Source organism: Hyphomicrobium sp., assembly GCF_009026145.1.
GTDB lineage: Bacteria > Pseudomonadota > Alphaproteobacteria > Rhizobiales > Hyphomicrobiaceae > Hyphomicrobium_A.
The window spans coordinates 18,455-42,840 of the sequence record NZ_WBUE01000002.1 but is presented as its reverse complement, the minus strand read 5'-3'; the positions used below and the strand labels follow the sequence as shown (position 1 = coordinate 42,840).

The window sequence follows — 24,386 nt, the reverse complement described above, 5'->3', positions numbered from 1 at the left end:
CAGAGCAGCGGTAGTCACAACACCAAATGCCAGGGGCACCCAGCGACGCAAACGGCAGCTTGTATTTCATCTCCGTCTCCTCGTTGTCGCATTCGACTGCAAGGCCCGGCGTCTATTCTTCCATTGCCGGGATCTCGCGCCTTGTGGCGATCTAGTGCCGAGGGCAATGAATTCGTTGTGAAGCTGACGTTCATTGTCCCTTCATCGGCAGGGCGACGTGGCGCGAGGCCTACTGTGACGCGGGCAACTATGAGCGCTTGCGGTCTTTGGAGACGGGTGGGGATTGTCGATTAACAAGAAGCGCCGCGTCGGAACGCAAGAGATCAAGCCGAACTTGCCCGCGCATACCAGCGTCGGGCGATCCATCCTGCAAGCCGCCCCAAGCCGCTCACCGTCAGACCGATCAACAACAGCAGGATCGACTTTGGGCCAAGCTCGCCGAGCAGTGTCGTGTCGGCACGGAGGGCAAGCTCTGGAGAGAGCTGCTTCAATTGATCGGCGAAGAGTTTGAGCACGTCGCGCGACAGGCCGACGAGGTATCCGAATGTCTCGACGTGATTGAGCGCCAAGTACATGTACGCGAACATCGCGACGACAACCTCGACGATCACAAGAATGAGGAGAAGCGCGACAACACTACCTGTTACAAAGAGAGATCTGAGGAAGCTGCTCATCGTCAGGCCCGGCCGCTTGCAAGAACGGAGAGCCTAGCAGTCGCCCATGCAAAGACAATGATCGCCTTACTTCCTCAGACGGTGCCCTTCTGGCTCATGAACGGCTTTTGCGCCGCATTATTGACGCTGAGCCAGCCAGCAGTCAGTGCATCGATAATGGTGGCGATCCACGGCACGACGAACCACCACTCGAGCCGGCCGGTGCCGATCAGCCACCCAGCGGCGCCCGTGAAGAGTATCGCGGCCGTCGTGCTGAATACGGCATCGAACTGCAGCGCCGTCACGACGGTCTCGCGGCTTGTTACCGAGAAAAACTCGCCGATGAGCCAGGTGATGGCGATCAGCAGCAAGACCAGCAATCCGCCGTACACAGGCTGCGGCACCGGCCATTGGAGGACGGGCGTCCGCAAAGCGAGGGCGGGCTCGTAGACCGCGCCGGCGAAGTAGGTGCCGGTCGCCAGTAGGTAGGGGAATAGCCAAATGACGACGATTCCCGCTCTCCTGATGGCACTCATGGGTGCCTCGGGTCGACTATTCGGTTGCATTGCGTTCATGGATCGTCTCCGCGCTGGATCACGCCAGCGTTCCAATGGGCACCGCGCAGCCGCTCGTCTCGCGCCGATGACAGACCCGCGCATCTCCAGGGCGCGCATGATAGAGCCGCCGCAGGCCAAATGAAGTTGCGGCGGGAAAGACGGCACGCTAGGGCCAAGCCAAAGGTGCCAACCTATCGTCCAAGTGCGCTAGTGTTGGCCGTCTGCTCGACAGCGCAGAAAAACCAAGGACTTATCAAATACGCTTTTCAGGGCGCGCGCTTTGAGTTCCTGGACATCGCCCACGCCGGTGGACGCGAACTTGACGACGGCCTGGGTGAGGGCATCGCGGGGCGCAGCGATCGCGCTTGTATCGCTCGCGTGAGGACGCGTGTGGATGCCCGCTGTCCAGCACGCGCCGTCGTACGCGCGCTGGAGAGCATCGGTACTGCCGCTCTCGAAGACCATTCGCCGATCGCCGTGCAGCATGGCAAACCTCCCGCCCTCGAAGTATCCTCTCCAGTTAACGTGATCAGATGATCGTTTGACGTAAGGACTGATGGAGTCGAGCCATTTCGACGCTGCGCTGCACGCGAAACAACGCCTGCAACCGCTGCCGGAAGTTCCAAGGGCGGCTGCTGCGACGATTGCAGCGGCCGTGTTTTGGCGGGTTGCAGCCTTCGTCGTCGTATTCGGCGCTCCGAGATGTTTTTTAGGGGACATCTCGTCTCCGAGGGCGGCGCCCGATAGCCCTGCTGCGGCGCGTTGATAAAATCGCAGGTGGCGTCTTGTCAGCGGGGTTGGTCATGCGATCGGACAGCGACGATAAGCGGCTCGGTCAGCAGGTCGGCGGACGTTTGCGCGCCGGCAGCCGTGAGCAATACGAAGAGGTCCACAGGTTCGTGGTTGAGAGCCTGAAGACGGGCGACGAAATCTCTGGCGATATGCTGATGGAGATTATTTGGTCGCTCCTGCCGAAGCCGGCACAGAAGAAGATAGGTCAAAGGCCGAGGGCGGTAGATGATGCCAGCTGCCCGGAACAGCGACCGTCAGCAACATGCGCACGGTACACGGCAAGCCGCTTGCAGGACCTGTTGCTCGAGGAGCTCGGCATGTCCGAAGCGATCGTGCGCGACGGTCATGCCGTGATCCCGCGCTTCCGAATCTGCACGCCTGATGGGCACTTCGTCATCCTCATGCAGCTGCCCGACGACGTCGCCGATCGTCGAAGGCGCATCCGACTGCTCGGGAACTTCATGGCCTGGAAGCTGGCGACGGGCTTCGCGATCTCTGGTCATCTGCACGCGGCCGATTCCATCTCATCGTGTGCCGTTGCGCGCGACGTGCGCCAAGGCATGATGCGCCGTATCGAACGCCGACCTGCAATCTCCTTCGGCGAAACGACGGCGCTCACGGAAAGCGACATAGAACAAGGGCTAATCGCCCTGTTGCCGCGCCGTGAGACGGCGATGACATCGCGTGTAATCGCGGAGCTCGAGCGGGTGTTTGGCAGGCATGGAGAAATGCCGGCGATGCGGGTGAGCTGATGATCGAACGCCATCTGCGAAAGTCCGGATGAAGGATAATGTTCTCGAGGAACTTCGACTGTCAGTCGCCATCGTGCTGGCGCACGAGGAAGTCGTGCCGCGCTTCCGCATCATGTGTCCTGAAGGGGTTGGAAGATGCCCAGCATCAAGGTTCGCTGCCGCAGTGGCGACCTGCTCGGCCTCCATTGACAGCAGGGGATTGAGGCACAAGATTGGATAGGAGGGCCGTCGCTGTTAGTGGGCCGAGCATTGATCCTTTCAGGATCTGCATTGGGTCCCCTTCAGAATCTCGGGTTGTGAGGACTGTCATCGCCAGGATCAACAGCGATGGAGAGAGCATGACGCCACCGGCAAATTGCATGATCTCGCCCAGACGCGAGGTCACGGTTCGGCAAGCTCGAGCACGATGACCTAGGCTCGGACCGCTCACAGCTGCCGCGCGTTGGCAAGGCCGCAAAGGCGGTCCGATCCTGAGGTCGTCACCTCGTGCGTGATGATCAGATGGTTCTCGGTCTCGACGGCCACTTGCACGTTGTAGCCGACAACGCCGGAGCCGCGTCCGCTCGTTGCCATTGAGCGGCTGTCGGTCAACGAGATCTGCTGATCGGGCGAGGCAAGCATCTGTCGCTCGTAGGCGGCGAGCCTATCCATCTCGCTCTTCAGCCTGGTAAGCTTCTCATCGAGATGCTTAGCCTTCGCGGCAAGTGCCTCCGTCGGCTCCTGTCGGTCGGCCGTATCGAGCTGGGTGAGACAGCGCGCAACGCTCTCTTCCAGCTGCGCCCTACGACGCTCTACCTTGCCCTTGGTGAAGTTCTTGTCGCGGTTGTTGACGGGCGTCCAAGCGGAGCTTGGCTTCGCCAAGACGAACTTGCTGCCGTCGATGGCGACACTCGCCGTCGCGAGCAGTCCGGGCTCGCGACACAGCTCCACGAAGCGTGCGCAGACCTGGCGCAATCTCGGGGCCATTGTCCTTGCGGAAGTCGGCGATGGTCTTGTGATCGGGCGCTTGGCGACGCAATAGCCAGAGAAGCTCCAGATTGCGTCCCGCTTCGCGCTCGAGCCGCCGGCTCGACTGCACGCGGTTGAGATAGCCGTAGACGTAGAGCTTCAAGAGAACCGATGGGTGGAAGCCTGGCTTTCCCGTCGCGGCGGGCTCGATGCCGTCGAACCCGAGATCGCCGAGATCGAGCGCATCAACGAAAGCGTCGATTACCGGGTTCTCCTCGTCGATCCAGTCGTCAAGGTACTCCGGCAGCAGTGTCGATTGCGCACGATCTGCTCCCTCGACGAACCGCTTCATGATCACGCCCTGAGAATCATCAGGGGAATCATAGAAGGGGAGGTCTTTTCCCACAGCCAGGGCCAGGACCGGACTTCGACGCCGCCGACACAGATGTACGCTCATTCCTCCCGTCTTCACTCCGGGCAGGCGCTCTTTATCTCGGGTGATTGGCTGTCCCAACCGCTAAAGCGCGTCGCGGCGACGCGAATATCCTCTCCCCCTAGAAGGACCAAACGGTGCAGATGCCGTGCGCCTTCGCTCGGCGCTGGATTTGAGATGTATCCTCTCGCGGATCGCCCGACCATGACAGGCAGACCTGAGGGCGATAAAATCACCCTGGCGCTCGAAACGGGGCGACTACCCGGTTATCCTCGTAATATTGGGTGACGCATCCCGCGCGGTGTGGGATGGAAAGGAGCCGCAATGCCAACGGGCGAGCCGGCAATCCTGACGCTGGATGGCCTCGATAAGCTGCTTCGTGCGCTTGCAGCGCGCGGGTTCCGGGTCATTGGCCCGACGGTGCGCGATCAGGCTATCGTCATTGATGACATTAGCTCGATCACCGATCTGCCCAAGGGATGGACGGACGAGCAGGATGGCGGATATTACCGCCTGATCCGGAGCAACGACGAGGCGCTGTTCGGCTTTGCGGTCGGCGCACATTCCTGGAAGAGATTTCTGCATCCGCCGATGCTGCGGCTGTGGATGGCCGAGCGCGAGGGGAAGGATCTGCGCTTTACGCGCGACCCCGACGTGCCCGACCGCTTCGCATTCATCGGCGTGCGCGCCTGCGACCTCGCCGCCATCGCCATCCAGGACCGGGTGTTCCTCGGCGGCTCTTACGTTGACCCGCACTACAAGGCGCGGCGCGAGAGCGCGTTCATCGTCGCCATCAATTGCGCAACGGCTGGCGGAACCTGCTTTTGCGCCTCCATGAACACCGGGCCCGGTGTTTCTTCCGGGTTCGACCTCGCCCTCACCGAACTCTTCGAGGGCGACGAGCACCGCTTTCTGATCGAGGCGGGAAGCGATGCTGGCCGCCGGGTGCTGGGCGAGCTGCCGCAGCGCGCAGCAACGCAGGAGGAGGTGGCCGCGGCCGAGCAGATCGTCAAGGCGACCGCCGCTGCGATGGGGCGGCAGATGCGCTCCGACGACGTGCACGAGCTTCTTATGGAAAATCTCGACCATCCCCGCTGGGATAACGTGGCGGAGCGGTGCCTGACGTGCGCGAACTGCACGATGGTGTGCCCCACGTGCTTTTGCACTTCCGTTGAGGATCACAGTGCGCTCGATGGTTCGCGCGCGGAACGCACTCAACGTTGGGATTCGTGCTTCACCATGGATTTTTCCTACATCCACGGCGGCAGCGTGCGCGCCAGCCCACACTCACGCTATCGCCAGTGGATGACCCACAAGCTCGCCACCTGGGTTGACCAGTTCGGGACCTCCGGCTGCGTCGGATGCGGGCGGTGCATCACCTGGTGCCCCGTCGGCATCGACATCACCGAGGAGGTGCATGCTATCCGGGAAAGCGAAGGCAACTGACGGAGGATGTCATGGAGGTGAAATCCCTCGAGGACACCATCAAAGCGCATCCCTTCTTTGCGGGTGTTAGCGATGCGTTCTGCAAGCTCGTGTGCGGCTGCGCCAAGAATGTGCATTTCGAGGCGGACCAGTATATCGGCCACGAGGGCGACCCGGCCGACCATCTCTACCTGTTGCGGCAGGGCCGGGTGGCATTCGAGATCGCCGCGCCGGGCCGCGCGCCCATTGTCTTCCAGACCATCGGCGAGGGTGAGATCGTGGGCGTGTCGTGGCTCATTCCGCCCTATCGCTGGAGCTACGACGCCAGGGCAGTCGACTTCGTGCGCGCGATCGCCATGGACGCCACCTGCCTCAGAGAGAAGTGCGACGCCGATCACGATCTGGGCTACGAAATGATGAAGCGCTTCGTTCCGGTTCTCATCCAGCGTCTGCACGGAACGCGTTTGCAGATCCTCGATGTCTATGGGACGAAAACCTGAGACCGAGACCGCGATGTCCGACATGCACGCTGATCCGATGCTGCCGCTCGCAGCGCGCGTGCGCCATAACCACCATGAGGTCGGCGATATCTGGACCCTCGACCTTGATCTCGGCGGCGCGTCGCTGCCGGCGTTCGTACCCGGCCAGTTCAACATGCTGTCGGTGCCGGGTGTCGGCGAGGTGCCGATCAGCATGAGCGGGGACCCGGCCGACCAGAGCCGCCTTGTCCACACGGTTCGCGCGGTCGGTCCCGTGTCGCGGGCGCTCACTGCTTTGCGCGCCGGTGACGCGATTGGGCTGCGCGGGCCATTCGGCGTCGGCTGGCCGATGGCGGATGCTGCCGACCGCGACGTGATCGTCATCGCCGGCGGACTCGGACTGGCGCCGCTGCGGCCCGCGCTCTACCGGCTCCTCGCCGAGCGCGCGCAATACGGAAAGATCTGGCTCTACTACGGTACACGTAGCCCTGACGACATCCTGTTTGGCCAGGAGCTGCACGCCTGGCGAGCCCGCTTCGACATGGATGTCGAGGTAACCGTCGATCATGCGCCGGCGACATGGCACGGTCACGTCGGCGTCGTCACCACGCTTATTCCGCGCGCCGGCTTCGACCCTGCACGCACCGTCGCGCTAGTGTGCGGGCCCGAGATCATGATGCGCTTCGCCATCACGGCCCTGCGTGATGCGGCGATGCAGGATAGCTCCATACATCTTTCCATGGAGCGCAACATGAAGTGCGCCATCGGGCTGTGCGGTCATTGCCAGTTTGCGCCGGTGTTCGTTTGCCGCGATGGTCCGGTGTTCCGCCACGACCGCATCAGCAGGTACCTGGCCCTGAAGGAGATCTGAGGTGGCCGAAGGCAAGCGCAAACCCCGACTGGCGGTATGGAAGTTTGCCTCCTGCGACGGGTGTCAGTTGAGCCTGCTCGACTGCGAGGACGAGTTCCTGGCCGTGGCCGGCGCCATCGACATCGCCTACTTCAAGGAGGCGACCGAGGGCGAGATCGAGGGCACGTACGATGTGTCCCTGGTCGAGGGCTCGGTCACCACGCCACACGACGCTAAGCGCATCCGCGAGGTGCGCGAGCGCTCAAAGACGCTGATCACAATCGGCGCCTGCGCCACCGCCGGCGGCATCCAGGCGCTGCGCAACTTCGCCGACGTCTCGCAGTACGTCTCGGTCGTCTATGCCCACCCCGAGTACATCAAGACGCTGGCGCATTCCACGGCCATTGCCGATCACGTGCCCGTCGACTTCGAATTGCGCGGCTGCCCCATCTCCAAGCGCCAGCTCTTGGAAGTGATCTCCGCCTATCTCGCGGGGCGCCGCCCGGTGACGCCACCACACAGCGTCTGCATCGAGTGCAAGCTCAAAGGCAACGTGTGCATGATGGTGGCCCACGGAACTCCATGTCTGGGGCCGGTCACGCATTCGGGCTGCGGCGCCATCTGTCCCTCCTACGACCGCGGATGCTACGGCTGCTATGGCCCGATGGAGTCGCCCGACACCGTTTCGCTCAGTCGCGCCTTGCGCGATCTCGGCATGGACGAGCGGGCGCTGCAGCGCGTCTACCGCACTTTCAATGCCAACGCGCCGGCGTTCCGCAAGGAGAGCGCGCGCCACGAGGCAAAGAATGGCTCCTAGGACCATCAAGGTCGACTATTTGGCCCGCGTCGAGGGCGAGGGCGCGCTCAAGGTAGTGGTGCGCGACGGCGCGGTGCAGTCGGCGGAGCTTTCCATTTTCGAGCCGCCGCGTTTCTTCGAGGCGTTCCTGCGCGGACGCAGCTTCATGGAGGCGCCGGACATCACCGCGCGCATCTGCGGCATCTGCCCGGTCGCCTACCAGATGAGCGCGATCCATGCGATGGAGGACGCCCTCGGCATCGCCGTGACCGGACCCTTACGCGATCTGCGGCGTCTCCTTTACTGCGGCGAGTGGATCGAGAGCCACGTGCTGCACATCTACATGCTGCATGCACCCGATTTCCTCGGCTACGACAGCGCGATTGCCATGGCGCAGGACCACCGCGACGCGGTGCGCCGCGGGCTGGCGCTCAAAAAGGCCGGCAACGAGATCCTGACGTTGCTCGGCGGGCGCGAGATCCACCCCATTAATGCGCGCGTCGGCGGCTATTACCGCGCCCCGCGCAAGCGCGAGCTTGGCCCCCTTGCCGAGCAATTAACGCAGGCGCGCGAGCTGGCGCTTGAGACCGTGAAATGGACTGCCGGCTTCGACTTCCCCGACCGGACACGCGACTACACCTTCGTAGCGCTCTCTCACCCCGACGAGTATCCCTTCAACCAAGGCAAGATCACCTCGAACCGCGGGCTTTCGATCACGCCGCACGCGTACGAAGCGCATTTCGAGGAGAGGCACGCCGAACACTCTACCGCTCTGCGCTCCCATATCATCGGCGCCGGCTCCTATCTGTGCGGACCGATGGCCCGCTACAGCCTCAACTTCGACAAGCTGTCCCCGCTGGCGCAGGAGGCCGCACGCTCGGCAGGCCTTCAAGAGACATGCACCAATCCCTACCGCAGCATCATCGTGCGCGCCGTCGAGGTGCTCTATGCTTGCGACGAGGCTCTCCGCATCATTGAAGCCTACGAGCCGCCAGAAAAACCGTTCATCGCCGCCGAACCGCGCGCTGCCGTCGGCTTTGGCGCAACGGAGGCGCCGCGCGGCCTGCTCTATCACCGCTACCGCCTGGAGCAGGACGGCACGATTGCTGAGGCGAAAATCGTGCCGCCGACCTCGCAGAACCAGATGAGCATCGAGGAGGACCTGGCGAGCTACATCGGCGGCTTCCTCGACCTGCCGGACGACGCCCTGCGGCGCCGCTGCGAGCAGACCGTGCGCAACTACGATCCGTGCATCTCGTGCGCCACGCACTTCTTGCGTCTCGACATGGATCGGGGCTGACATGCCGCGCGTGGCTGGCCGCCGGGTGGTGCTCGGCATCGGCAATCCCGATCGCGGGGACGATGCGGCGGGGCGTGAGGTTGTGCAGCGGCTGCGGGGCGCACTGCCGCAAGACGTCCTCCTAGCCGAAGAGACGGGAGAGGTTGTGAGGATCCTGGCACGGATCGAAGGTGCCGAGGCGGCCTACCTCATCGACGCGTGTGCGTCGGGCGCGCCTCCTGGTTCAGTATCGCGTTTCGATGTAGCCGAAGCGCGCCTACCCCAGCATGCATCTGCCGCTTCGACACACGGGCTCGGCCTCGCCGAAGCTATCGAGCTGGCCCGTGCTCTGGGACAGCTTCCAACCCGCTGCATCGTCTATGCGATCGAAGGCGCCCGCTTCGAGCCGGGGGCGTCGCTCAGCCCCGCCGTTGGCACCGCCGTCGACGAGGTGGCGCAGCGCCTCAGAGCGGAGCTTGTCTGAGACCATTCTTCCGCTGTTCTGCCAGCCTCTTCCGTCGGATGGATGTCGGCGGCTGGTCCGCTTCTTCCTCAGCTCCAGACGATGCCTGCCGGCGAAGCAGAGGGCAGAGAAGGGTCAAAATCGGCAGGTGGTAACCACTTGACGGAAGAATTGGCCAGAAAGGCGTCGTGACATCAGTAGTTTTGAGTAGACGTGGGAGCACGCTGCTCTGTCTCTCAATCAAGGTGACCTGCGGGCGCCTGAGAGCGAAGTATCGGCGACGAGTGCCAGGCATTCGCGCGTGCAGGCCCGCACTTAGCCGGAGCCGCCTGATCCAGATCAAGCGCCTTCGCGGTGGCGATGACGATAAAGAGCAACTCGAACCTGACGGGAACCGGATCCTAAGCTGGCGCCTGGGAGACCGCACAGCGCGCAGAGATCGCTGGCGGCTATCCTCTCGCTAGGCAGAATGCTTGTCCTTGCCCGAGTGTCTCGCGGGCTTTGCTGGAATAACCTGAGCCTCGGGCTCCGCAACGCCGGAGAGCGCGACCGGCGGACGATCGGGAAACTCCGCGATCAGCCGCAGCTCTCCGCCCATCGCTTCCACATAGCTGCGCAGCGTTGAGAGCAGGAGATCGCTTCGCTTTTCGATGCGCGAGACGCCATCCTGCTTGATGCCCAGCGTCTTCGCTATCTTGACCTGCGTCTTGTCGAGCGCCTTGCGTAGATCCCGCAGGGACATCTCTTCAGCAACAAGCTCAGTCGCACGCGCCTCAATCTTCTTTCGACGCTTCGCATCCAGCGACTGCATCTTATCCTTCAGTGATTTTGCCATGTTACTGTCCCTTTTCCTTCTGCTGCTCCTTCTTGAGCAGCTCAAGGTGGCTGTCGAAGCGCTCATCCGCCTTCTTGATCAGCCTCTTGTAATATCTCTGTTCGCTGCCGCCTGACTTGTCCCCGGCTACCAGCAGGATCGCCCGGCGCCTCGGATCGAAGGCGAAGGCCACGCGCCACACACCATCGTCGGCCTTAAAGCGCAGCTCCTTCATATTCTCGTGGCCCGACCCTTTGAGGGTATCCACGTTCGGTCGCGCAAGTGACGGTCCGAATTCCTCAAGCAGCCGGGCATGGGCGAGAAGTTCATCCTGCACGGCTTGAGAGAACTGATCGAACTCTGGCTCGAACGCATCATGGAACAGAACTTCCCAGCTCATGAGTATTCCTTTCACAACATATGCTGTCAAGGGCATATTTACTCAGGCTCGATTGGAAGGACCAGCAGAGCGCGTTGACGCGTGGAAGGAGGAAATCGCGCCTCCAGCCCCCAATAAGTGCTGGGATAGCTCCGTATGCACGCGTTACATAGGTTGGTCACCACCGCAGGCCTGCAGGTGGCCGGTTTGTTACGATTTCCAGGAGCCGATCCTCCCACAGCTGCAGCGCGCGCAGGCGCTCCGGCAGAAAATCGTATGCCGAGTAGACTGTATTCGCGAGCTGCTGCAGGTCGCCGGTATGATGCAGCGTGCGGCTGCGCAGCTCGGTGGGGACGCCGAGAGCGGCCATCTGATCATTGATGAGCCTGCGAAAGTCATGGAAGCGCACCGGCGGATCCGGCCAATTCCAGGCACGCCGTGTTGTGGTCAGCACCTTTGACGTCGTCCACCGCGTGGCGGCCCCTACGAAGAGGGGCTCGCCCGGCTTCGATGCGGCAAGCGCCTCCTTCATGATTGATAGCGCGAGCGGCGGCAGAGGCACGGCATCATCGACTTTTGGCTTGTTGCCTTCGCGCTGGGCCGGGATGAACAGACACGGCATCACGCCATCAAGCTTGGCGTCCTCACGATCTGCTCCGGTGATTTCGCTGATGCGGCGGCCGATAAGAATGGCCAGTCGCATCACCCGAGTCTGCGCTGGCGACATCACGTTGGGGCCTTCGTTCCACAGCTGGCGCAGCTCGGAATTGGATGGCGGACGCGACTGCTTGCCGTTGGGATGAGCGATGGGCACCGGCTTGTCGATCCCGCGACACGGATTGCGAGCAATCCATTCCTGGTCCATGCACCACTCATAGACGCTGGACAGGACCTTCAGGACCTTGGTCGCCTGAAGACCGCGATAGCCCTTCTCGGCATTGGTCGAGGCCGCTTTCACCTTTGCCAATGCCTGCTCGACTGTCGGCCGATCGATCTCGGATAACGAGCATTTGCCCAGATGCGGCTCGATATACATCTCGAACAGAGACTCGTATGCAGCGCGTGTTCTCGGGCTGAGGGGCCTGCCACGACGCTTGCCAGTGTGATCGAGCCACAGCTTGTAGCAATCGGTCAGGCCGCGTTGCGGTGCTGATGCCTTCTTCTGTTCGAGCTGAGGATCGACGCCGTGTAGCTGCAGCGCGGTGAGCAGTTCGCTCGCCTTCTGCGCGATCTTGTTGAAGTCCGCGTTGCGGGCGTCTTCGGAGAGCGTGAACCAGCGCTGATTGGCGTTTGGCTTGGGACGGTAGCGAATCCGCCAAGCGGCGCGTCCCCCTCCGCGGACGTCGAGGTAGAGACGATCGTGACGCTCGATCGCATACGTGGCGCGCGGACCGTTGATCGCCCGAGCGATCGCGCGGCCGCGCGGATCCAGGCTTGGCATGAACTTGAGACCCCAGTTCCAAGAGACTGCTTGACCCCCAGACCACGAACGCGCGGCCTATGTCATGGAGTTACAAGCATAATGCTGGAAATTGAGACATGACTTTTTCAAGGCAAGTCCGTGTCTCACTGGTGTCTCAGCGTGACAGTTATTGAGCGTTCCGGCAGGTTCGCCGGTGTTCGCATTTTTTCGCGTGGGATTGATCACTTGGGCGCCCCTCGTCTGAACCAGGATGAACCTGATGGAGCCGCGAAAACGCACCTCCTATCCCTGGGGGACTGGGGGTCGGGAGTTCAAATCTCCCCGCTCCGACCATCACTTGGATTGCCATCTCGTCGTCGATCGCTTCACCCGTTTCCGGCTCGGTGAGGTCGGCAGGTGATGGGGACGGCCAGCTGCGCGCCTCGATGCACGGGCCCTTCGTGGGCACCGCGCGCCGCCGCGCAATTCGTGCATCGCCGGACGTCTCGCGCCGCCCAAGCGCCCGCGGCGCGCTAGGGTTCTCCATCGATTACGACGGTTGCCTTGGGGATCGGCTTGCCGTTGCGACCTGGAAAAGAGGAGCCGAGATAGGATTTCAGGTCATCGATGACGGCGATCACGCGCTTGCGGCTATCCTCGAAGTCGATGTCCGAGTTGGCGTTGGCAAGCGTACGCGCCGGATTGATGCAGCCGACGCTGGAAAGGAAACCGCGTCCAGGATGGAAGAGGATCTCCGACCGCTTCCCCGTCTTGCCGAGCTCCAATCCGGGACGCGGGATTGCCGCCGGGTTGCGGTTGGGCGTGTAGCCGATGGTCACATAATTGGTGCCGTCTTGCGTCAACAGTGGATAGCGCCCGGCCTCGATCCGACGATTGTTCCCAGGTCGAGAGTTGTCTCCCGGTCCGCGCGTCTCAGCAACGACACCGGACAGACCGGAGACGGCGCGTCCATCGTGGTAGACTTGATATCGACCAACGGTCCGTTTGCGCGTGCCTCGCGTATCGACGCGCTTGCGCTCAATCAGTAGTTCCCAATCAGTTTTCGAAATCGGCATACGGCTCACCAATCGCCTCACACTATGTGCTTGTCGGGGAGAGCCCGACTAAGACCCTTGTGTCGCAATGGAATCCGCCGACTTGGCCGGCGCTTCAATGTCCGCGATAAGCCGCGGACGCAATGACCACAAAAATGCTCGCTACGAGTATGAACACGCAACGATCCTTTTGCAATGGAGAAACCTCGTACTCGGACGCCGCGCGATGCGCTCGGACTCGCCTGTTGAGTAGACGTCCGCGGTATCGAACATCGAAACGCCAGCGTCGAGGCAGATGTCGATCAGGCGCCGCGCCTCGGCGACGTCGGTGTTGCCCCAGGAGCCGAACAGCTCGCCCTTGCCGCCGAAGGTGCCGGTGCCGAAGCTCAACGCGGGGACACTGAATCCAGATGCGCCAAGACGCCGGTATTCCATGGTCGAGTTCCTGCCGGAGGTTGGGGAGTGTCAGCTGCGATCCTGAGCGGAATCGGGAGGGCTGTGGAGGCGCAGAAGTGACGCGGAGCCGCCCCTCTGAGGGCCAGTGACAGAGGTGTCCGTGCCCACTGCGCAGCCCAGCTAGCGACGCCTGGGCCGCCGGGATATAATTTCGAAATTGCAGATAATTCTTATAGGTGAGCCATGTTTGCTCCACTTGTCTCCATTAAGACACCTTCCATCTACAAAGGCGATCTCCCCTCTCATCTCGCGAGATGCACGCCCGACATGTACGCGTCGATCGTCGGCTTGCGAGCGAGCCTTCCTGCCTACAAGGCAAGTCTCGTGCTGTCGGATCTCTATCGATCTTACGACATGCAGCGCCAGGCACATCTCGACTATGTCACCGGCAAGAAGAAGGCCTACAGCCCCCCGCCCGGCGGCAGCATGCACGAGGCGGGGCGTGCCTTCGATCTTGAGCTCGACCAGATCAAGAAGCTGGGCCTGCCGGCATTCTGGCCGATCGCGCGCTCGTTCAATCTGGTCCCAATCATCAAATCACCGGATATGAGTTTGAGCGAGGCTTGGCACTTCGATTGCCGGGGCAGCCACGATCTCGTCTACGACTACTACAATGCTGGCAACGGAACGAATTTCGAAAGCGCCTATAGAGCGATGGCGGCGAGTGCCATCGTGTCGACCGGTCAGAAAGTCGATGACTTGGGCCCCGATCCGCGCACGGGCTACATCCAATCGGGACTAATTCGTCTGGGCCAGAAGATCGGAAATATGGACGGTGCCATCGGCCCCAAATCGCGCCATGCCCTGGCAGGCTTCAATATAGACCCGGCGCTGCCCCTCGATGCGATCGTCGTCGAAATTGAGCGGCTGCTGCAGAAGCAGTTTCCAAAGGAGTACTTTACGCACAGCCCGAGCACGCTCGAGACAGATATCCCAACGCATCTGCTGGCGAGCACGATGTTGAGCAATGTCGTTTCGGCGTTTGCTGCCAGTCCGGCATTCGCCGCTTCCTATGTGCCGCCCGCCGCGAGTCGGAAGGTTCTCGGTGGCATCAGCCAGCTGGTGGCCCAAGCCAAGGTCATCAACCAGGCATTCAAGCTGCCGCCTCGCATGCTGGCGACGCTGCCCGGAAAGGAGCTGTACCTCGACTCCGAGCTTCAGCTCGACACCGACGGCTGGGCGAACGGGCGCGGTAAGGGGGACATCTACTGGCAGCCCGATACCACGCTCCGTTATAGAGACGCCAAGAAGACCTCGATCGATTCCAATCGCGTCCCTTACTTCGTGCTGCCGCTTCCCGAGTCTTGGCCGACTCAATTCGGCATCAGTCTGGGAGACTATGCGGCCGTAGTTTACAAGGACGAATTGTCGTTCGCGGTGTTTGCTGATCGCGGGCCGAAGACGAAGATCGGCGAAGGCTCGATCGAGCTTATGCGTAAGCTGGGCGAGGAACGTCTGCGCAGTAACGGCACCGTCATCAACGCGGGTATGGGGCCGAATGTGATAACAATCGTGTTTCCCGGTTCAGGCAAGCCCGAGCACCGCGCGAGCGAGGCGACGCTGTTGCAGAGTATGGCCGGAGAAGGGACGAAGCGGTTCAAAGCGCTCGGTGGAGTGCTGCCCAGCTGATGTAGTGCTGCGGGGCTCCGGATGATGTAACGGCGACGGCGGTCGGCCGATCCTGGCAGGTTCAACCTTACCGCCGAGAAGGGCGCGAAAGTCGTGGCGCGGCCCGGCCTGTAGTGCTACGCCACGGTGCAAAATTCAGCCAAGAAATACAGTCCGATCGGCCAAAAGGCCGCTAGAACAAACGTTGGGACTGCTCGCGCCAGCCTGAGGTCTCAAAGACGAAATTGGAGGCAACGCCGTGAGGGCGACACAACAACTGCACGACGCCGGCCAGAGCTTGTGGATCGACGACATCACACGCGACATGCTCGACAGCGGGCGACTGCAAAAGATGATCGCCGAGCTGTCGGTCACCGGCCTCACCTCCAACCCGACCATCTTCGAGAAGGCGATCGGCAAGGGCTCCGAATACGACGCTGCCGTCGAGGCGCTGATGCGCAAGGGTCTCAGCGACGAGGCGCTGTTCTTCGAGCTGGCACTGGATGATCTAAGGCGTGCCGCCGACCTCTTCCTGCCGGTGCACAAGCGGACGTCCGGTGTCGACGGCTTCGTGTCGCTCGAGGTGTCGCCGCTGCTCGCCTACGACACCGAGGCGACCATCGCCGAGGCCAAGCGCCTTTATGCCAAGGCCGGCAGGCCGAACCTATTCATCAAGATCCCCGGCACGCGCGAAGGGCTGCCCGCCATCGAGGCGGCGACGTTCGCGGGGGTGTCCGTCAATGTGACGCTGCTGTTCTCGTCGGCAGACTATCTCGCGGCCGCCGAAGCCTACATGCGCGGCCTGGAGCGGCGCGTCGCGGCCGGGCTCGATGCCGACGTGCGCTCGGTCGCCTCGGTGTTCATCAGCCGCTGGGACCGCGCCGTCGTCGAGGAGGTGCCGGACGAGCTGAAGAACCGCTTGGGGATCGCCGTCGGCCAGCATGCCTATCGCGCCTACCGCGGGCTGACAGCCTCGGACCGCTGGCAGCGGCTGGAAGGGATCGGCGCGCGCCCGCAGCGCCTGCTATTCGCCAGCACCTCGAGCAAGGACAAGCGCGCCACCGACACGCTCTACATCGAAGCCCTGGCGGCGCCGAATACCGTCAACACCATGCCCGAGGATACGCTGCGCGCCTTTGCCGATCATGGCGCCATCAAGGGTGTCCTCAACCCCGATGGCGGCGATTGCGATGCCGTGCTCGCCGCCTACGCCAAGGCCGGTATCGACGTGGCGGCTCTAGCGCGCAAGCTGCAGTCGGACGGCGCCAAGGCGTTCATCGCCTCGTGGCAGGACTTGCTCAAGTCGATCGGAGCCAAGAGCAAGGCGCTGGCATAGGGGACGCCAATGATCCGCGACTCGGCCGAGGCGCCGCTCACCTCGAGCGCCACCTGGCAGGCGCTCGCCGAGCACCATGCGGCGATCAAAGACGTGCACCTGCGCAAGCTATTTGTCGACGACCGGAAACGGGCCGTGCGCTTCACCGCCGAAGGCGCCGGCATCTTCCTCGACTATTCCAAGAACCGCATCACTGGCGAGACCGTTGCGCTCCTCGTCAAGCTCGCCGAGGAGCGCGGGTTGACGGAGAAGCGCGCGGCAATGTTCCGCGGCGACAAGATCAACGTCACCGAACGCCGCGCCGTGCTGCACACCGCACTGCGGGCCCCGCGCGATGCCGTGATCGAGGTCGATGGCCGCAACGTCGTCCCCGCCGTGCACGCCGTGCTCGACCGCATGGCGGACTTTTCCACTCGCGTGCGCTCCGGCGCTTGGAAGGGGCACACCGGCAAGCGCATCCGCAACGTCGTCAACATCGGCATCGGCGGCTCGCACGTCGGCCCCGAGATGGCCTACCTGGCCCTGCGCCGCTACAGCGACCGAAACTTGCGCTTTCGCTTTATCGCCAATGTCGACGGCGCCGCCTTCACCGAAGCAACGCAGGATCTCGACGCCGCCGAGACCCTGTTCATCGTCTCCTCCAAGACCTTCACGACGCTGGAGACGATGAGCAATGCCGACGTGGCGCGCGCCTGGCTCATCAACAAGCTCGGCGATGAATCCGCCGTCGCTAAGCACTTCGCCGCCGTGTCGACCAACGCCGCCGGCGTGCGCGCCTTCGGCATCGACACTTCCAACATGTTCGAATTCTGGGACTGGGTGGGAGGACGCTACTCGCTCGATTCGGCCATCGGCCTGTCGACGATGCTCGCCGTCGGGCCGGAGAATTTCCGCGCCATGCTGGCCGGCTACTATGACATGGACGTGCACTTCCGCACCACGCCGCTCGACAGGAACTTGCCCGTTCTGTTGGGGCTCTTGACCGTGTGGTATGCGGACTTCTTCGGCGCCGAGACGCTGGCGGTGCTTCCCTACGCGCAAAATCTCGCGCGCTTCCCCGCCTACCTGCAGCAGCTGCAGATGGAAAGCAGCGGCAAGTGCGTGGACCTGACGCGCCGCCGTGTCGACTATGGGACCGGTCCGATCCTGTGGGGCGAGCCGGGCACGGACGGCCAGCACTCCTTCTACCAGCTGCTGCACCAGGGAACGCACCTCGTGCCAGCCGACTTCATCGGCTTCCTCGAGCCTATGAGCCCGCTCGCGGCGCCGCACGATTTGCTGACGGCGAACCTCTTCGCCCAGGCGGAAGGACTGGCCTTCGGCAAGACGGCTGAGGAGGTCGCTGCCGAGGGCGTGGAAGCTGCAGACGTGCCGTACCGCGTCATGGAAGGCAACCGGCCGAGCAACATGCTCCTTGCCGAGCGGCTCGATCCGCGCACGCTCGGGGCGCTCATCGCGCTCTATGAGCACAGCGTGTTCGTGCAGGGCGCTGTCTGGGGCATCGGCTCGTTCGATCAGTGGGGGGTCGAGCTCGGCAAGGTGCTGGCAGAGAAGATCATCGGCGAGTTGCGCGCTGCGGACGAGCCGAAGCTCGAGCACGATAGCTCCACCAACGCACTGATCCACCGCTACCGCGAGCATCGCGCCCGCGGCCACTAAGCAACGCAACGCCATTGGGCAAACCACCCAATGGCGCTACGTCCGTTGCTCGCCCGCGCTTACGACCTTGCCAACGCGCCAGCCAGCGCCTCGGAGATGAGGCCGAAGATGGCGCCGCCGATCATCGACATCGCGACGATCGCCGCCGGATTGGTGAGCGTCGGCTCGACGAGGCCGGGCACCGTGTTCGTCAGCAGCGCGAGTGCGACCGTGGCAGCGTAGCCATAGACCGTCGCCGGGATTGCCGAGAAGATCGGGATCTTGCTGCCCAAAATCATCAGGGCGACACCGACCGCCACGCAGATGCCCGCCCAGATCGGAGCAGCCAAGCCGAGGTCGAGATTGGAGAAAGCGATGAGCGTGAGCGCGCCCCACACCACGCCCCACAAGTTGGCGAGGATGCTCGAAAAGAAACCTTGGATCTTGCCGCCGCAGTGAAAGAAGCTCGCCCAGGCGATGAACGCTGCCCAGATCTGCAGGCCGAGCATGAGCGGATCGGAAAGATAAAGATAGGTCGCAACGCCTCCTAAAAGGCCGATGCTGAGAGCCAGTGCCGTAACGAGATCCATTTGTCTTCTCCCCTAGGTTTTCTGTGCCGGAGCCCTTGTTGCTCTGGTCTCTCGACACAAGGGGAATGTTAGCCCGCAATGGCGTGGCAGAAGCGCAACACAGACAGTCTCTTGTGCTTCACGAGCAGGCCCTGCTGCAGTGCAGCAGGGCCGCCCGCCATCGCAGACAATTCGAACGATCGATCGCACCGGATCTCAAGCAAGCTTCTGTATGTCTTGGTCCCCAGCCGGCGCCCTTGCGACCGGACCAGGGAGCCCGACCCATGAACCGCCATTCAGTGCTTTTCCGCGCCCTTGCGCTCGCCGCGATCCTCACCTTCGCCGCCGCGCAGGGCGCCAGCGCCTGCACCGGCATCATGTTGCGCAATGCCGACGGCACGATCGTGCACGGACGCACGGTGGAGTTCGGTATCCCGCTCGATATCACGTACGCCGTCCTGCCGCGCAACTACAACTTCACGGGCCAGACGCCGCTGGGCGACGGCAAAAAGTGGACGACACGCTACGGCGTGCTCGGCGCCATCGTATTCGGCAACCTCGGCGTCATGGATGGCGTCAACGAGAAGGGGCTCGCCATCGGCGCCTTCTATTTCCCCACCGCGGCCGAGTACACGCCGACGACGCCCGAAAATCAGTCGAAGTCGATGTCGTCCATCGACTTCTCGACGTGGATCCTCACCCAGTTCGCCACCGTCGATGAGGTCCGTGCGGCAGTCGAAGCCGGCGAGGCTATCGTCGCGCCGACGCTGCTGCCGGGTTGGCCGCCGACGGTGCAGCCCTTCCACTGGGTCGTCTACGATAAGAGCGGCAAGAGCATCGTCATCGAGCCGCTCGGCGGCAAGCTGGTCGTGAGTGACAATCCGCTGGGCGTGCTCACCAACTCGCCGAGCTTCGACTGGCACATGACGAACCTGCGCAACTACATCGCGCTCAGCCCGCGCGACGTGCCACCGGTGAAGCTCGACGGGACGACGTTCCAGAGCTTCGGCATGGGGGCGGGAATGCTCGGGCTGCCGGGCGACTTCACGCCGCCTTCGCGCTTCGTGCGCGCCGCCGTGTTCAGTGCCACTGCGTTCGCCGTACCCGATGCGCAGTCGGGAATCTTGAGCGGCTTCCACATCCTCAACAACTTCGACATTCCCTACGGCATCGCGCGCGTCGAGGCGCAAGGCGTCACGCACGCCGATCAGACGATCTTCACCACCATGCGCGACCCGCAGAGCCTGCGTGTCTACTATAAGAGCTACGATGACCAGACGATCCGCATGGTCGATCTCAATCATTTCGATCTCAATGCCAAGGACGTGATGCGTCTGCCGTCTCCGACGGCCGCGCAGTCCGTGGTCGACATGTCGGGCCAGTTCCAGCCGCGGAAAACAGCCGAGGCGGCGGAATAGTCGCGCGCTCAGTCGCCGTCGAGCGAGTTGAAGCCAAGCGTGCGTCCGGTGAGCTCTCCGAGCGCGGCGCGCCCTGTGTCCTCAGCGTTCTTGAGCGACAGCAGCATCGGCGCTAGTCGCTGCAGCGCTGGGCGGTCGGCGAGGGCGTTTGGCACCGCTTCCTCTGCGGCCTCCCCGGCGCGCAGGGCGAAGCCGAGATCGGTGGCGACGCTGCCGAGGATGGAGATGGCCGAGCGCTCCTTGTCGCTGGCTGCAAGCGCGCCGGCGAGGAACCCGCTCGGCCCGAGGATGGTGCGCGCGCCTTCGATGCCGGCGAGGCTGAACGCCAGGCCGAGGTCGCTGTGCGGCAGTAGCGGCGTTGCTGCAGCGGATGCCTTCGCCTCGCCGCCCAGCAGCGGTGCCAGGCGCTGCAGGCGGGTCACCTCCAGCTCCGCCACGTAGGCGCGGTACAGCGCCTGTGTCGTCTCCTCGGCCGTGAGATACTCCATGTTTCCGAACCCTGGCTGCAGCCACGTGCGCCCATAGTCTGCGGCCCATTCGGCATGCGCATCGCCGGCAATCTGCGCGATGCCGAGGGCGAGCGCGCGCAGGTAGCGGCAGCGGAATCCGGCGTCGGGCCGGCCCGCGGCCAGCACTTCCGAGCCGTTGCCGTAAAGCACGGCGTCGACGGCTCCGAAGCCCTGCACCGCGACGCTAGCTCTGGCGAGCTTCTCTGGATCGAGGTCGGCCGCGTCGCCCTTGGCGAGCAGCCGGCTCGTTTGCTTGCCGACGATGCCGTGCGGATCGGGATAGAACAGCAGCCGCTCGAGGCGCTGCTTGGCGGTAATCGGGCCGAAGCGGAAGGGCTCGATGCGGCCGAAGGCGAGTAGCGCGTCGCGCGCCACGGCGCGCGTGGCATCGAGCGCCGCTGGCGATGGGGCTTGGCAAAGCTGGTCGGCCTCGGCGGCGAATGCGCGCGCGGCTTCAGCGAAACGCGCGTAGCCCGGCAGTATGATGTTGTCGTAGCTCCGCCGCGCAAGCGCCGCGTCGTCGAACGCGGCGGTCGGACTCTGCGCTGCAGCCAGGAGCATCGCCGCCCAAAGCACGCACCCCCGTGCGCCGCGCCGGCATCCCTTCCTCAAAGCGACTCCACGAATTTGATCAGCGCCTCGCGATCAGCCTTGGAGAGCGCCGCGTACCCGTCGCGGGCGGATTTCGCCTCCCCGGCGTGCCACAGGATTGCTTCCTCGATGCTGCGCGCGCGTCCGTCGTGCAGGAACTGCGTGTGGCCGCTCACGAGCCTGGTCAGACCGAGCCCCCACAGCGGCGCCGTGCGCCACTCGCGTCCGTCGGCCATCCCCTCGGGGCGGTTATCGGCAAGCCCCTCGCCCATGTCGTGCAGCAGAAGGTCGGTGTACGGCCAGATCTTCTGCTTGCTCAAGTGCGGCTGGCCTTCGACCTTCCCGGTCGTGAACGAGGGCGTATGGCAGCTCTGGCAGCGAAGCGCATAGAACAATGTCTTGCCGCGATTGACCGCTGGATCGTTGAAGTTGCGGCGCGGCGGCACAGCGAGGTTCTGCGAGTAGAACACCACGTGGTCGAACAGCTTGGCGCCGACCTCGAGGCCGCCGTCCCGCTCGGTGTTGCCGTTGGGCGCGTTGAGGCAGGCTGGCTGAGCCGCGGTGCAGTCGCCCGACGGATTGGGGACGAGCGGGGTGGACAGCCCCATGTCGCCGGCAAAGGCGCCGGCCGCCTGCTCGCGCACGGAAGGCTTGCCGGCCTTCCAGCCGAAGCGTCCGAGCGCGACCTTGTTATGCTCCGCCGACCACACCTCGTTGGTGCGGCCAGAGATGCCGTCCTTGTCCTTGTCGCCGGCGTCTGCCCTGGTGCGGATATCGGCCTCGGGAATAGCCTCGAGCAAGCCGACTCCGATCATCGGTGGCGCGACGCGCGGCGACAGCATGGTGTCGGGGTGCAGCGGGCCGTACTTGAGCCCTTCGATACTGTAGGTCGGACGCCGCAAGCTGACGACGGTGCCGTCGCCGAGCGCCAGCGGCTCCTCCTTGTAGTCGATGTGCATGTGGCCTTCGTTGTCGAGGCCCTGGATGGCGATGTTCTGCAATTGCTCGCCGTAGGTCGGCTCGTTGATGGTGTTGACGTGGCGCTCGGCGAGCAGGCGGCGGTGCTCGTCGTTCTGCGGCGGGATGGAGAGGCGCAGGAACATCGATTCCGCCGTATCGGCAGGGAAATTCGCCGCTGGCGGGCGCCCGCGCCCGTCCTTCAGGTGACAGCTCTGGCAGGAGCGGGAGTTATAGAGCGGGCCCAGGCCGTCGGAGCTCGTCGTCGAGGAGGGGGCCGAGACCCACAGCTTGCGGAAGATGGCATTGCCGACCTTGAACTTGGCTTCCCCCTCGAGGCCGATGCCGTGCGAGAAGTGTGAGAAGGCCTCGCGCGTGTCGATGCTATCCCGGGTCGTCGCGCTGCCGCCGGGACTTTCCTCGCCAGGCTCGTTGGGGATTGCAGCCTCGCTGATGCGGACGGGAGCCGGCGCGCCGCCTAGCGCTGCAGCAGCCAGGCAGACGGCCGTCAGTCCGGGAACGAGGAGCAGCGGGAGCCGCAGTCTCAATGGCCGATTGTTGGGGCTCTGGGGCATGCGCGCTTATCGGTTACCGGCGTGCGGCAGCGCAGCCGAATGCTTGCTTGCGCCGCACGAGCTACGGGATCGTTGGCCGCGCTGAGGCACGTTGGCTTCACCTGACGTTGCCGGGACTGTCGAGGCTGTCGGAACCCTCGAACTCGATCGCTTTCAGGTCGAGAGCGGTGATATCGCGCTCGAATTCCTTCGCCTGGGCGATGAGCGCCTGGATCGCCTCGTCGACGAGGGCGTTTCCCGCCTCGTTGCCTTCGCCGATCATCTGATCGTAGGCCTCGCCGCCCTTGGCCCGCTGCCCGATCGCGTCCATGAGCTTCATCGTTTCATCGAGTGCAGACTGCGTGCGCGCGTCGGCCTCGGCCGACTTGGCGCGCACGATGTCGGAGGGGCTGGGGCCGGCGACGACCGAGCCGTCGAGGCGCTTGTAGCTGCCGAGGTAGACGTTGCGGATGCCGAGCGCGTCGTAATAGTGCGCGTCGTGCGTATTGTCGGAGAAGCAGTCGTGCTCCTCCTCCGGGTCGTGGATGAGGAGGGCGAGCTTCATGCGCTCGCCGGCCATCTCGCCGTACGACAGGCTGCCGAGCCCCTTGAAGATGGCAATGAGCGCGGCGCGGCCGCCATCGGCCATCACCGCCTGGCGAGCGGCGCCATCCGGGCCCCACTGGGCGGCCATGAATGCAAGGTCATCGAGCAGCAGATCGGTGACCACCTCCAGATATTGGGCGCGGCGATCGCAATGGCCCCCCGTGCAGCTCTTGGTATCGTAGTCCGTCGCCGGGCGGTTGCCGGCGCCGGGGCCGGTGCCGTTGAGGTCCTGTCCCCAGAGCAGGAACTCGATGGCGTGATAGCCGGTCGCCACATTGCTCTCGACGCCGCCGGCCTCCTGCAGCTTGCCCGACAGCAGCTCCTTGGTGATGTTCGAGGTGTCGACAGGCTCGCCGGCGATCTTGATCGAGGTGTTGGCGATGATGTTGGCGACGTAGAGGTCGTTGGCGGGTGCCTGATCGACGTAGTCCTGCGACACGTAGTCGATCAGCCCCTCGTCGAGCGGCCAGGCATTCACGCGGCCCTCCCAGTCGTCGACGATCTTGTTGCCGAAGCGGAACGCCTCCGTCTGCATATAAGGCACGCGCGCGGCGATCCACGCTTTGCGTGCGGTAGCAAGGTTGTCTTCCGTCGGCGTCTTGATCAGTGTGTCGATCGCCGCCTCGAGCTTGCGCGCCTCGATCAGCGAGTCGGTATAGCCGGCCTCGGCGATGTCGGCATAGGTCTTCGCTACCGCCGCAACATCGGGCGCATCGGCGGCGGCAACTGGCGGTAAGGCAGCGGCACAGAGGAGGCATACTGTGGGGGCAGCTAGCGCTCTCAGCATGTCCATTGCACCTCTAGAATTTGGACCAAATCTGCCTCGGCTCTGTCGGCAGCGCCACCGGCAAGCTGCCGATCTAATCTCGGCCAGTAGTCGCATGTGTGCGCGCACTTTTGCGGGTGATCTCAATGATTTCAGACTGCCGAAGTCAAGAATATTTTTGTCTCGCGGCACTTTATGAAATCGGTCCAATGAACGCCATTGGGCCGGGCGACGATAAAGCCCTTCGCTTGCGGTAAGAGAACGCAGGCCAGGCGGCAAAAGGTGCCGGCGGTGCTGGATC

The 24,386-nt window shown here is 63.6% G+C and carries 22 protein-coding genes and 2 pseudogenes; 11 read left to right on the top strand and 13 right to left on the bottom strand.

Translation table 11 applies throughout. The annotated features are described in order from the left end of the window. Positions 1-323: 323 nt before the first annotated feature. The 3 genes from F9K20_RS02060 to F9K20_RS02050 all read right to left on the bottom strand — a co-directional run bounded on the left by F9K20_RS02060 (position 324) and on the right by F9K20_RS02050 (position 1,696). Positions 324-674: a hypothetical protein gene (locus tag F9K20_RS02060; RefSeq protein WP_290997166.1), complete on the bottom strand. Its 351-nt coding sequence runs from the start codon at positions 672-674 to the stop codon at positions 324-326. A gap of 74 nt (positions 675-748) precedes the next feature. After that, positions 749-1,228: a hypothetical protein gene (locus F9K20_RS02055; RefSeq protein WP_290997165.1), complete on the bottom strand. Its 480-nt coding sequence runs from the start codon at positions 1,226-1,228 to the stop codon at positions 749-751. A gap of 189 nt (positions 1,229-1,417) precedes the next feature. Continuing rightward, positions 1,418-1,696, bottom strand: a complete 279-nt coding sequence (locus F9K20_RS02050; protein ID WP_290997164.1) for a hypothetical protein — start codon at positions 1,694-1,696, stop codon at positions 1,418-1,420. 317 nt (positions 1,697-2,013) lie between these two features. Between F9K20_RS02050 and F9K20_RS02045 the strand changes: the two genes are divergently transcribed. Next, a complete protein-coding gene (locus tag F9K20_RS02045; protein WP_290997163.1) occupies positions 2,014-2,754 on the top strand; it encodes a hypothetical protein in 741 nt (246 codons plus the stop codon). 459 nt (positions 2,755-3,213) lie between these two features. Here the strand turns inward: F9K20_RS02045 and F9K20_RS02040 are convergent. Then, a pseudogene (locus tag F9K20_RS02040) lies at positions 3,214-4,054 on the bottom strand (transposase); the annotation flags it as partial. A gap of 405 nt (positions 4,055-4,459) precedes the next feature. On the opposite strand from F9K20_RS02040, the gene F9K20_RS02035 reads away from it, so the two are divergent. The 6 genes from F9K20_RS02035 to F9K20_RS02010 are packed head-to-tail and all read left to right on the top strand — an operon-like array spanning position 4,460 to position 9,448. Beyond that, positions 4,460-5,581, top strand: coding sequence for a 4Fe-4S dicluster domain-containing protein (locus F9K20_RS02035; protein ID WP_290997162.1), 1,122 nt, complete (start codon positions 4,460-4,462; stop codon positions 5,579-5,581). 11 nt (positions 5,582-5,592) lie between these two features. Beyond that, the gene (locus tag F9K20_RS02030; protein ID WP_367115852.1) at positions 5,593-6,060 is read left to right on the top strand and encodes a cyclic nucleotide-binding domain-containing protein; all 468 of its coding nucleotides are present in this window, start codon (positions 5,593-5,595) and stop codon (positions 6,058-6,060) included. A 13-nt stretch (positions 6,061-6,073) separates the two neighbouring features. Continuing rightward, on the top strand, positions 6,074-6,910 hold the full coding sequence (locus F9K20_RS02025) for an FAD/NAD(P)-binding protein (RefSeq protein ID WP_290997161.1): 837 nt from the start codon (positions 6,074-6,076) through the stop codon (positions 6,908-6,910). Position 6,911: 1 nt separating this feature from the next. Next, positions 6,912-7,706, top strand: coding sequence for an oxidoreductase (locus tag F9K20_RS02020; protein WP_290997160.1), 795 nt, complete (start codon positions 6,912-6,914; stop codon positions 7,704-7,706). Continuing rightward, positions 7,696-8,985, top strand: coding sequence for a Ni/Fe hydrogenase subunit alpha (locus tag F9K20_RS02015; RefSeq protein WP_290997159.1), 1,290 nt, complete (start codon positions 7,696-7,698; stop codon positions 8,983-8,985). The genes F9K20_RS02020 and F9K20_RS02015 overlap by 11 nt, the downstream gene beginning before the upstream one ends. A gap of 1 nt (position 8,986) precedes the next feature. After that, positions 8,987-9,448: a hydrogenase maturation protease gene (locus F9K20_RS02010; RefSeq protein ID WP_290997158.1), complete on the top strand. Its 462-nt coding sequence runs from the start codon at positions 8,987-8,989 to the stop codon at positions 9,446-9,448. Positions 9,449-9,887: 439 nt separating this feature from the next. Here the strand turns inward: F9K20_RS02010 and F9K20_RS02005 are convergent, their stop codons facing one another. The 5 genes and pseudogenes from F9K20_RS02005 to F9K20_RS01985 form a co-directional block, all read right to left on the bottom strand. Beyond that, positions 9,888-10,238 carry a helix-turn-helix domain-containing protein gene (locus F9K20_RS02005; protein WP_290997157.1) on the bottom strand — a complete coding sequence of 117 codons (351 nt, stop codon included), beginning with the start codon at positions 10,236-10,238 and terminating at the stop codon, positions 9,888-9,890. A 25-nt stretch (positions 10,239-10,263) separates the two neighbouring features. Continuing rightward, entirely contained in the window at positions 10,264-10,641 is a 378-nt protein-coding gene (locus F9K20_RS02000; RefSeq protein WP_290997156.1) for a type II toxin-antitoxin system RelE/ParE family toxin, read from the bottom strand. 157 nt (positions 10,642-10,798) lie between these two features. After that, positions 10,799-12,061, bottom strand: a complete 1,263-nt coding sequence (locus F9K20_RS01995) for a hypothetical protein (RefSeq protein ID WP_290997155.1) — start codon at positions 12,059-12,061, stop codon at positions 10,799-10,801. 494 nt (positions 12,062-12,555) lie between these two features. Then, a complete protein-coding gene (locus F9K20_RS01990; protein ID WP_290997154.1) occupies positions 12,556-13,098 on the bottom strand; it encodes a hypothetical protein in 543 nt (180 codons plus the stop codon). A gap of 207 nt (positions 13,099-13,305) precedes the next feature. Then, positions 13,306-13,512: pseudogene (locus tag F9K20_RS01985) on the bottom strand (aldo/keto reductase); the annotation flags it as partial. Between the two features lie 288 nt (positions 13,513-13,800). On the opposite strand from F9K20_RS01985, the gene F9K20_RS01980 reads away from it, so the two are divergent. The 3 genes from F9K20_RS01980 to pgi all read left to right on the top strand — a co-directional run bounded on the left by F9K20_RS01980 (position 13,801) and on the right by pgi (position 18,136). Beyond that, the gene (locus F9K20_RS01980) at positions 13,801-15,162 is read left to right on the top strand and encodes a glycoside hydrolase family 75 protein (protein ID WP_290997153.1); all 1,362 of its coding nucleotides are present in this window, start codon (positions 13,801-13,803) and stop codon (positions 15,160-15,162) included. Between the two features lie 238 nt (positions 15,163-15,400). Then, on the top strand, positions 15,401-16,477 hold the full coding sequence (tal, locus tag F9K20_RS01975; RefSeq protein ID WP_290997152.1) for a transaldolase: 1,077 nt from the start codon (positions 15,401-15,403) through the stop codon (positions 16,475-16,477). A gap of 9 nt (positions 16,478-16,486) precedes the next feature. Then, positions 16,487-18,136, top strand: a complete 1,650-nt coding sequence (gene pgi, locus F9K20_RS01970) for a glucose-6-phosphate isomerase (protein ID WP_290997151.1) — start codon at positions 16,487-16,489, stop codon at positions 18,134-18,136. A 59-nt stretch (positions 18,137-18,195) separates the two neighbouring features. Here pgi and F9K20_RS01965 read toward each other — a convergent pair whose 3' ends face one another. After that, entirely contained in the window at positions 18,196-18,705 is a 510-nt protein-coding gene (locus F9K20_RS01965) for a DUF1097 domain-containing protein (protein ID WP_290997150.1), read from the bottom strand. Positions 18,706-18,968: 263 nt separating this feature from the next. Here F9K20_RS01965 and F9K20_RS01960 point away from each other — a divergent pair, with 263 nt between their 5' ends. Beyond that, complete coding sequence (locus F9K20_RS01960) at positions 18,969-20,102, top strand: choloylglycine hydrolase family protein (RefSeq protein ID WP_290997149.1); 1,134 nt, start codon at positions 18,969-18,971, stop codon at positions 20,100-20,102. 8 nt (positions 20,103-20,110) lie between these two features. On the opposite strand, the gene F9K20_RS01955 is transcribed toward F9K20_RS01960, so the two are convergent. From F9K20_RS01955 to F9K20_RS01945, 3 genes are all read right to left on the bottom strand, one after another. Next, the gene (locus F9K20_RS01955; RefSeq protein ID WP_290997148.1) at positions 20,111-21,172 is read right to left on the bottom strand and encodes an imelysin family protein; all 1,062 of its coding nucleotides are present in this window, start codon (positions 21,170-21,172) and stop codon (positions 20,111-20,113) included. Positions 21,173-21,219: 47 nt separating this feature from the next. After that, entirely contained in the window at positions 21,220-22,707 is a 1,488-nt protein-coding gene (locus tag F9K20_RS01950) for a di-heme oxidoredictase family protein (protein ID WP_290997147.1), read from the bottom strand. A gap of 124 nt (positions 22,708-22,831) precedes the next feature. Then, positions 22,832-24,106: an imelysin family protein gene (locus tag F9K20_RS01945; RefSeq protein ID WP_290997146.1), complete on the bottom strand. Its 1,275-nt coding sequence runs from the start codon at positions 24,104-24,106 to the stop codon at positions 22,832-22,834. Positions 24,107-24,386: the final 280 nt, after the last annotated feature.

Coding starts and splice junctions, on each gene's coding strand:
- F9K20_RS01995 (WP_290997155.1), bottom strand. CDS start 12,061: ATGCCAAGCCTGGATCCGCGCGGCCGCGCGATCGCTCGGGCGATCAAC.
- F9K20_RS02015 (WP_290997159.1), top strand. CDS start 7,696: ATGGCTCCTAGGACCATCAAGGTCGACTATTTGGCCCGCGTCGAGGGC.
- F9K20_RS02025 (WP_290997161.1), top strand. CDS start 6,074: ATGTCCGACATGCACGCTGATCCGATGCTGCCGCTCGCAGCGCGCGTG.
- F9K20_RS02000 (WP_290997156.1), bottom strand. CDS start 10,641: ATGAGCTGGGAAGTTCTGTTCCATGATGCGTTCGAGCCAGAGTTCGAT.
- F9K20_RS02005 (WP_290997157.1), bottom strand. CDS start 10,238: ATGCAGTCGCTGGATGCGAAGCGTCGAAAGAAGATTGAGGCGCGTGCG.
- F9K20_RS02050 (WP_290997164.1), bottom strand. CDS start 1,696: ATGCTGCACGGCGATCGGCGAATGGTCTTCGAGAGCGGCAGTACCGAT.
- F9K20_RS02055 (WP_290997165.1), bottom strand. CDS start 1,228: ATGAACGCAATGCAACCGAATAGTCGACCCGAGGCACCCATGAGTGCC.
- F9K20_RS02060 (WP_290997166.1), bottom strand. CDS start 674: ATGAGCAGCTTCCTCAGATCTCTCTTTGTAACAGGTAGTGTTGTCGCG.
- F9K20_RS01960 (WP_290997149.1), top strand. CDS start 18,969: ATGAACCGCCATTCAGTGCTTTTCCGCGCCCTTGCGCTCGCCGCGATC.
- F9K20_RS01945 (WP_290997146.1), bottom strand. CDS start 24,106: ATGCTGAGAGCGCTAGCTGCCCCCACAGTATGCCTCCTCTGTGCCGCT.
- F9K20_RS02045 (WP_290997163.1), top strand. CDS start 2,014: ATGCGATCGGACAGCGACGATAAGCGGCTCGGTCAGCAGGTCGGCGGA.
- F9K20_RS01955 (WP_290997148.1), bottom strand. CDS start 21,172: ATGCTCCTGGCTGCAGCGCAGAGTCCGACCGCCGCGTTCGACGACGCG.
- F9K20_RS01980 (WP_290997153.1), top strand. CDS start 13,801: ATGTACGCGTCGATCGTCGGCTTGCGAGCGAGCCTTCCTGCCTACAAG.
- pgi (WP_290997151.1), top strand. CDS start 16,487: ATGATCCGCGACTCGGCCGAGGCGCCGCTCACCTCGAGCGCCACCTGG.
- F9K20_RS01990 (WP_290997154.1), bottom strand. CDS start 13,098: ATGCCGATTTCGAAAACTGATTGGGAACTACTGATTGAGCGCAAGCGC.
- F9K20_RS02035 (WP_290997162.1), top strand. CDS start 4,460: ATGCCAACGGGCGAGCCGGCAATCCTGACGCTGGATGGCCTCGATAAG.
- F9K20_RS02010 (WP_290997158.1), top strand. CDS start 8,987: ATGCCGCGCGTGGCTGGCCGCCGGGTGGTGCTCGGCATCGGCAATCCC.
- F9K20_RS01965 (WP_290997150.1), bottom strand. CDS start 18,705: ATGGATCTCGTTACGGCACTGGCTCTCAGCATCGGCCTTTTAGGAGGC.
- F9K20_RS02030 (WP_367115852.1), top strand. CDS start 5,593: ATGGAGGTGAAATCCCTCGAGGACACCATCAAAGCGCATCCCTTCTTT.